The organism is Streptococcus sp. HMSC072D07 (assembly GCF_001814835.1).
Lineage (GTDB): Bacteria > Bacillota > Bacilli > Lactobacillales > Streptococcaceae > Streptococcus.
In genome coordinates this window covers 38,848-45,995 of the sequence record NZ_KV818069.1, presented here as the reverse complement: position 1 = coordinate 45,995, position 7,148 = coordinate 38,848, and the positions used below count along the sequence as shown (strand labels likewise).

Below are 7,148 nucleotides of genomic sequence, written 5' to 3'. Positions count from 1 at the left end.
GCACCACGTTGGTCAAAGGCAAGAGCTGAGATAATGCCGTTCTCGTCAGAGAGTTTTTGCAAGCAAGCTACTTTATTGGGACTTAATTGTAATTTACTCATAGACACTTCCTTATTTTTGATATTCATGAATGATCACACCTTGTACCACACGGTTTACGGTACCAGTAGGAGACGGTGTATCTGGTTTATTTTCTACCTTGAGTGAAGTCAATAGGGCAAAGAGTTGGGCATAAACGATGTAAGGGAAGACACGGTAAATATCGTTCAAGACACCGCCACAACCAAGGGCTACTTCTTTGACATTTTCAAGACCAAAGGCTTGATCACTCAAGAGCACGACACGACGAGCAATGTGATCACCAGCCACTTCACGAACCAAGTCCAAGTCGTACTTGCGAGTGTAGTCTGTCGTTGTACCAAATACCAAAACAACTGTATCTTCGTTGATCAATGATTTTGGACCGTGACGGAAGCCAACTGGGCTTTCATACATGGTCGCCACTTGACCAGCTGTTAATTCCAAAATCTTGAGCTGAGCTTCATGAGCAAGGCCAAAGAAAGGACCAGCACCAAGATAGATGACGCGGTTAAAGTCAAGGTCTACAAGCCCTTTAACATCTGCTGCATTGTCTAGAACTTTGCGGGCAAGGCTAGACACAACTTCAAAACGTTCAGCTTTCACAGCAAATTCTGTAGGATCAAAGACCAAGAGAGCTGTTAGCAGCATAGATGTAAAGCTAGAAGTCATGGCAAATCCAGCGTCATTAGAAGCAGCTGGTTGCAAAAGCAAGAGATTGCGGTCATCTCCATGAGCTTGAAGAGCCAATTTACCATCTGCAGCACATGTAATGGTCACTTGATAGAGGTCATCCACCAAGGCCTTAGCCAAATCAACCGTCGCCACACTTTCAGGTGAATTCCCACTACGAGCAAAGGAAACAAGGACAGTCGCCACATCTTTTTTCAAATAAGTTTCTGGATTGGCAACAATATCAGTTGTCGCAATAGCATTGAAATTCCATTTGCGTTCGTCATAGACTTCCTTAAAGTATGGTACCAAGGTATCTCCCACATAAGCAGAAGTACCAGCACCCGTCAAGATGACCTTGATATAGTCATGTTTATCCGCAATCCCTTGTAGGAAGGCTGCAATTTCTTCACGTTTTGCTTGATAGGCTTCAAAAGCTTCTTTCCATACATCAGGCTGTTGGTAGATCTCACGAGTCGTGATTTCTGCACCCAGTTCAAGTAATTCTTCTTTTGTGTAATTTAGCATAGAGTTCCTCTAATCTATTGTTGTTTCATTCCTATTGAAAATATGGGAATGGGAGTGACTCCCATTCCCATGTATATTCTATATAAGATGTTCTAACGATTTTCACGTTATCACATCGTATACTCAATGAAAATCAAAGAGCAAACTAGGAAGCTAGCCGCAGGCTGTACTGGAGTACGGCAAGGCGACGCTGACGTGGTTTGAATTTGATTTTCGAAGAGTATTATTCATCTTCGTCATCATCGAAGCCCGCTAACAGATCGTTGACTTTTACAATGCTTTCTGCAGCTCGGCTCTTGTAGTCCGCATCTGCGCCTGTAAGGCTGGCATTGATAAATTCAATCACCATTGGAAGATTCATTCCTGCGTAGAGTTCAATGTCGCGACCTTCCATGATCAAACGGCTTACCACGTTACATGGTGTACCACCGAGAAGGTCCGCAAAGACTAGGAAATCATCCAATCCTTCGATAGCAGCTTCAAATTTTGCAGTAAATTCTTCTGGACCATCTTCTGGAAGAAGGGCCACTGCATGAATGTTGTCCTGTGGACCCATGATCATTTCTGTGCTACCTTTAAGTTCTTCACAGAAACGACCATGACTCACCAAAATTAATGATTTACTCATAAATTATGCGCCCATTCCAAGCAAGAATTTACCGATGAATGAAAGACCTACTGCAAGAACGATAATGATACCGATCGCTTTAGTAGAGTTCATACCTTTCTTACCAAGCAACCAGAAGATAAAGGCAGTAAAGATTGCTGGAAGCAAACGTGGGAAGATTGAGTTCAAGATGTCTTGGAAGTCAATCATCTTTTCACCGATTGGCAATTTGTAAGAAATCTCAAAGTTGATCATTGTTGCTACAAGAGCACCCATCATGAAGACACCAAGTACAGATGCAGCGTCAATCAAAGCTGTCAAAGTACTTTGCATGTTGTTGATAAGGTTAACCCCTTCTTTGTAGGCAAATTCCAATTGTTTCCAACGGAAGATGTCATAAGCAACTGCAACTGCGATCCAAAGGAAGATACCCCATGGTTGGCCAGCGATAGCCATAGTTGCTGCGATAGATCCCATGATAGCAGGTACAAGTGAACCAAAGATTGTATCTCCAAGAGGAGCAAATGGTCCCATCAAACCTGTCTTGATACCGTTAACGGCATCTTTTGAACCCACACCATCTTTTTCTTCCATGGCAAGGTCAAAACCAGCGATAATAGTGTGGAAGAATGGTGAAGTATTGAAGAATTGAGTATGAACTTTCATCATTTCTTTCAATTCAGGAGTTCCATCCCCATACATTTTACGTAATTGTGGCAAGATCATGTAAAGGTAACCAGAAGCTTGCATACGTTCGTAGTTCCAACCTAATTGGAAAGTAAACAAGCTACGTTTGTTGATTTGATTAAAATCTTCTTTTGTTAGTTTGTAATTAGAATTCGTCATCTTCGATTTCCCCACTTTCTGATGGTGTAGAAGGTGCTGCTACAGCAACTTTTTGGCTGTTCTTGAAGTGAACAACTGCAAGGAAGATACCCACGATAGAGATACCGATCATAGACAATCCTTTGAAGTTGTTAACAAAGCCAATTTTTTCAGCAACTTCAGCAGGAAGAGTGCCAATGATTCCAGCAACTGCTCCACCAAGACTTGTTACGTTTGAGTAAAGAACAGTCAACATAGCTGTCAAACCGAATCCCATAGCAAGGTAGTGAAGGTTACGTTTAACTGGAAGGTAACGAAGCAAGATAGCGAATCCAAGACCTGGAAGCATACGACCTGCAAGAGTCAAACCGTCTGCAACCCATTGGTATTCTTTAACAAGGTTTACAACACCTTGTACGAATTCTCCACCGAAAGCAAGGGCGAAGAATACTGGAAGGGCACGAGAAAGAGCCCATGGAATCGCACCAAGTAGGTAGTTGCGTTCGATACCTTTGTAGTCAAAGCGTTCGATCGCAGCATCAATACGGTGTGCAAAGAAAGTAGTTGTCATACGTCCAAGAACGTCGAAGTATGTCAAAAGTGCTGCTACTGGTACAGCGATTGTTGTAATCGCAAGATCTGTATCAATACCTTGAGAGATAGAGAATGCTGTTGCAAGAACCGCACCAGAAGTTGCGTCGATACGAGAAGCACCACCAAAGGTACCAACCCCGAGAACGAACAACTGCAAGCTACCACCGATAAACAAACCAGTTGTCACATCTCCCATGATCAAACCAGTAATGAAACCAGCGAATACAGGGGAACCTGCAGATGAAACGATTGTCAACTCATCACAGATTTGATAAGCTGAGTACAAAGTGAGAAGTAAAATTTGCCACGGTTGTATCATAACAATGACCTCCTAAAAATTTTTTCCTATTTTAATAAGCTCAAAAAGTCTGAAACTGGATCATTTGGAACCATTTGAGCAGTGAGTTTCACACCTTTTTCTGCTAGTTTGTGGAAATCTTCCACATCCTTGTCTACCACGTTGATAGAACGTGTGATAGAGCGAGTTTCTGGTGTTTGAGACATATTGCCAACGTTGAGTGTTTCAAGCGGAACACCTGCTTCGACCAAACCAAGGAAACGGTCTGGTTTACGTGCAACGATAAAGAGACGTTGGCTATCGTATTTACCAGCAAGGATATTTACTGCTGCTTTCTCAACTGGCAAGATACTGAGTTTCACACCTGGTGGTGTCGCAAGTTTCAAACCACTCTTTTCAATATCGTTGTTAACAACTTCGTCGTCTACAACCATAATGCGTGAAACATTTAGTTTTCCAGCCCAAAGATTGGCTACTTGACCGTGGATCAAACGTCCATCGATACGGCATCCTACAATTGTCATAAGTTTTCCCCCTTTATGTGTTTTAGTGTAGGTTTACGAGTTAAATGAATCTCTTCTTTATATTCGCCCTCAGTTTCAAAGATGATGATGCGGTTAGCACCTTCCTTGAGATAGCTATGAGGGATATAAAGTGAGAGGGTCGGGCCGACGTTCCAGAAACGTCCTAAGTGACGCCCGTTGACAAAGGCAACTCCCTTACCAAACTCAGACAAGTCTAAGTAGGTATCCTTCGGCTCTTCAACAGTAAAGTCGAAAGCGTAAAAGGCTGGTTGTCCTTCTGTCCATCCTTTTGAAAAATCAATCTTCTCAGGATTATCCAGTGGCAGTGGATATTGTTTCCAATTCAGTAAGAAATGTAGATCCTTGCAGACACCTGTTCGAATTCCTTTACGCTGCGTATCTGCCAAAAACTTATGTCCGTAGTTGACACGCCCCATATTTTCAATCAAGATGTCAATCTCTGAAAAGCCTTCTCGGTTGCCTTGACAGTAGATGTCTTCGCCAATCTCTGTCTGGTATTGAGTAGCAATCCATTGACCATCTACAAAGAGTTGAGCTCGGTCACGTCCATCGATGATACGGAGACGTTCCTCTTCTGCATCCCAACTTGCCTCCGTGCGGTAGAGAAGGTAGCCATAACTTTGACCAAGTTCTTCCATCGCTTTTGGATAGAGGCTTTCAGTAGGACTAGAGAGATTATCCAGGGTTTCAAACAAGGAAACTTTTTCGACCAATGGAATGGACCCTATCTCCATGCTTTCCTTATAGAGTGGTTCCAACTGTGGATACTCTGGGAAGTGGGTTGCCATCATCTTCTTGACTGCTAAGTATTTAGCAGTTGGATTTCCTTCTTCATCGAGAAGGGCATCATAGTCGTAAGATGTGACTTGCGGCAAATCCAGAGTTCCTCGAGCCGAGCAACCATTCATGAAACCAAAGTTTGTACCACCATGGAACATGTAAAGGTTGATAGAGCCTTGCTCCAATACCTCTCGAACAGCTTCTGCCAATTCTTTAGGATCACGAGTGATGATGGGTTCTTTCCAACGGTTGAACCAACCATCCCAGAATTCCATACACATGAGGGGCCATTTCTTGCCATGCTCATCAAAGAATTCCTGCATCTGTGAAAAGTTGTACGGAGCTTTAGAACCGAAGTTTCCTGTCACAAAGAGGTCGTCTTCAATCAAGGTTCCGGCTTTCAGAGTAGCCCTCCATGGGCCATCTGAAGTAAAGAGTGGGCAATCAATCCCTCGGTCTTCCATTAATTTTCGAATTGCTCGTAGATAAGACTTATCTTCTCCATAAGAGCCATATTCATTTTCGACTTGCATCATGAGAATGTTTCCGCCGTTATCCAACAAGCGAGGCACAAGCCTTGGCAATAATTGGTCATAATAGCGAGCAACAGCCTCGATGTAGGCCGGGTCGGACGAGCGAATTCGCATGTCCTTGGTCAAGAGCCAAGCCGGCAAGCCACCAAATTCCCATTCCGCACAGATAAACGGAGACGGGCGTACAATGGCATAGAGACCTAGATCTTGTGCAATTTGAAGAAATCTCTCCAAATTTCTGGCACCTTCAAAATCAAACTCCCCTTCAACAGGTTCGTGTAAATTCCAAGCCACATAGGTCTCGACTGTATTAAAGCCAAGCGCCTTTAAGTTATAGAGAGAATGATACCAATCCTCTGCTGGAATCCTAAAATAATGAATGGCGCCGGACAAAATCTTGAACGGTTTTCCGTCTAAATAGAAATCGTCCTCAATTTTAAATCTGGTCATGTTATTACCTCTGACGAATTAAGTTTGCGCTTTCATTTATTATAATATTAACTATAATCAAATCTTTTGCATTTGTCAATAGGTTTTAGAAAATTATTTAAAATTTTTCTATTTTTTTACTTACCGTTTACCGAAATTATCTAAAAATAGCATGAAAACGATCTTTTTATGTATGATAATTCACAAGAACATCAAATGAATTTTTTTACATGTAAAATAACATTTTTAGTCTATTATTTTAATTTTTTGACCTTAATACTACTCTTTTCTCTATATTTGTGGTAAAATCAAAATTGGAGAAAGAGAATCGAGGTGAAATTTATGGCTATTCCTAAATACCAATATATTAAAGATGAATTAAAAAATAAAATCATCTCTGGTCAATTTGCAAGTGGAGATAAATTTTATACAGAAGCCGAATTGATCGCGATGTACGATGTGAGTTCAATCACAGTTGTTCGTGCCTTGAACGACCTTGCTAAAGACGGCTACATTGTCCGCCAACAAGGTAAAGGTACTTTCGTTTCACGTGCCCGCAAGCACAAACTCGTTGAGTTTTCAGATGTTGAAATCTTTGAAACAAAAGACGATAAAGTTACTGTCCTTTCTATCGAGCGCGGAAACAAACTTGAATATTTAGATAAACTTGGACTACGTGGAGATCAATTCTACTATAAGATTGAACGTATTCGTCAGACAAACGACGTAACATACATCTACCACACATCTTATATTCCTGAGCAATACATCAATGCCAACTATCCAAATCTTGATTATTATAGCTCTATCTATACACGTTTCAAATTGGATTACCGCATTCACATGAGTGATGAACATTTTGAGGAAATCAACGAAATCGCATTCCCAACACCAGAGCATGCTGCTTCTGTACTCGGAATCGATACACAATTCCCAACTGTCTTCCAAACAAAGACTACAAAACTTGAGGCCACTGGCCAAGTCCTTGCCTATAGTGAAACTTATAAGCGAGCAGACTACTACAAAATCAAATTCATCTCATGTAACCGAGGTCATTAAGAAAAAGCCTGAGCCTAGCTCAGGCTTTTTCTATATTCATTATAGCACGAGAAATAAGTTGTGAAAACGCTATGAAGGTCTCTTATTTAATTAGTAGCATTTTTACTAAAAACAAGGTAAATTTTCGTTTGGTTTTTCCTCTGTTTTATCCCTCATTAGCAAATTTCTCCTAAATCTTATGATTTCCTCTATTTATTATA

Annotated in this window: 7 protein-coding genes and 1 pseudogene; 1 reads left to right on the top strand and 7 read right to left on the bottom strand. The window is 41.3% G+C overall.

Annotation, left to right across the window (positions count from 1 at the left end):
- The 7 genes and pseudogenes from HMPREF2991_RS11235 to HMPREF2991_RS07100 form a co-directional block, all read right to left on the bottom strand.
- Positions 1–101, bottom strand: a pseudogene (locus HMPREF2991_RS11235) (tagatose-bisphosphate aldolase); the annotation flags it as partial.
- A 10-nt stretch (positions 102–111) separates the two neighbouring features.
- On the bottom strand, positions 112–1,278 hold the full coding sequence (locus tag HMPREF2991_RS07125) for an SIS domain-containing protein (RefSeq protein ID WP_070683754.1): 1,167 nt from the start codon (positions 1,276–1,278) through the stop codon (positions 112–114).
- A 223-nt stretch (positions 1,279–1,501) separates the two neighbouring features.
- Positions 1,502–1,906 carry a PTS sugar transporter subunit IIA gene (locus HMPREF2991_RS07120; protein ID WP_000045700.1) on the bottom strand — a complete coding sequence of 135 codons (405 nt, stop codon included), beginning with the start codon at positions 1,904–1,906 and terminating at the stop codon, positions 1,502–1,504.
- 3 nt (positions 1,907–1,909) lie between these two features.
- Positions 1,910–2,731, bottom strand: a complete 822-nt coding sequence (locus HMPREF2991_RS07115; RefSeq protein ID WP_000185287.1) for a PTS system mannose/fructose/sorbose family transporter subunit IID — start codon at positions 2,729–2,731, stop codon at positions 1,910–1,912.
- On the bottom strand, positions 2,718–3,623 hold the full coding sequence (locus HMPREF2991_RS07110) for a PTS mannose/fructose/sorbose/N-acetylgalactosamine transporter subunit IIC (protein ID WP_065371455.1): 906 nt from the start codon (positions 3,621–3,623) through the stop codon (positions 2,718–2,720). The genes HMPREF2991_RS07115 and HMPREF2991_RS07110 overlap by 14 nt, the downstream gene beginning before the upstream one ends.
- 26 nt (positions 3,624–3,649) lie before the next feature.
- Positions 3,650–4,126: a PTS sugar transporter subunit IIB gene (locus tag HMPREF2991_RS07105; RefSeq protein ID WP_044020041.1), complete on the bottom strand. Its 477-nt coding sequence runs from the start codon at positions 4,124–4,126 to the stop codon at positions 3,650–3,652.
- On the bottom strand, positions 4,123–5,910 hold the full coding sequence (locus tag HMPREF2991_RS07100) for a glycoside hydrolase family 35 protein (RefSeq protein WP_000196619.1): 1,788 nt from the start codon (positions 5,908–5,910) through the stop codon (positions 4,123–4,125). Before HMPREF2991_RS07100 ends, HMPREF2991_RS07105 begins: the two co-directional genes overlap by 4 nt.
- Before the next feature lie 321 nt (positions 5,911–6,231).
- Here HMPREF2991_RS07100 and HMPREF2991_RS07095 point away from each other — a divergent pair, with 321 nt between their 5' ends.
- Entirely contained in the window at positions 6,232–6,948 is a 717-nt protein-coding gene (locus HMPREF2991_RS07095) for a GntR family transcriptional regulator (protein ID WP_001007181.1), read from the top strand.
- The last annotated feature ends 200 nt before the right edge of the window (positions 6,949–7,148 follow it).

Coding starts and splice junctions, on each gene's coding strand:
- HMPREF2991_RS07120 (WP_000045700.1), bottom strand. CDS start 1,906: ATGAGTAAATCATTAATTTTGGTGAGTCATGGTCGTTTCTGTGAAGAA.
- HMPREF2991_RS07115 (WP_000185287.1), bottom strand. CDS start 2,731: ATGACGAATTCTAATTACAAACTAACAAAAGAAGATTTTAATCAAATC.
- HMPREF2991_RS07095 (WP_001007181.1), top strand. CDS start 6,232: ATGGCTATTCCTAAATACCAATATATTAAAGATGAATTAAAAAATAAA.
- HMPREF2991_RS07110 (WP_065371455.1), bottom strand. CDS start 3,623: ATGATACAACCGTGGCAAATTTTACTTCTCACTTTGTACTCAGCTTAT.
- HMPREF2991_RS07125 (WP_070683754.1), bottom strand. CDS start 1,278: ATGCTAAATTACACAAAAGAAGAATTACTTGAACTGGGTGCAGAAATC.
- HMPREF2991_RS07105 (WP_044020041.1), bottom strand. CDS start 4,126: ATGACAATTGTAGGATGCCGTATCGATGGACGTTTGATCCACGGTCAA.
- HMPREF2991_RS07100 (WP_000196619.1), bottom strand. CDS start 5,910: ATGACCAGATTTAAAATTGAGGACGATTTCTATTTAGACGGAAAACCG.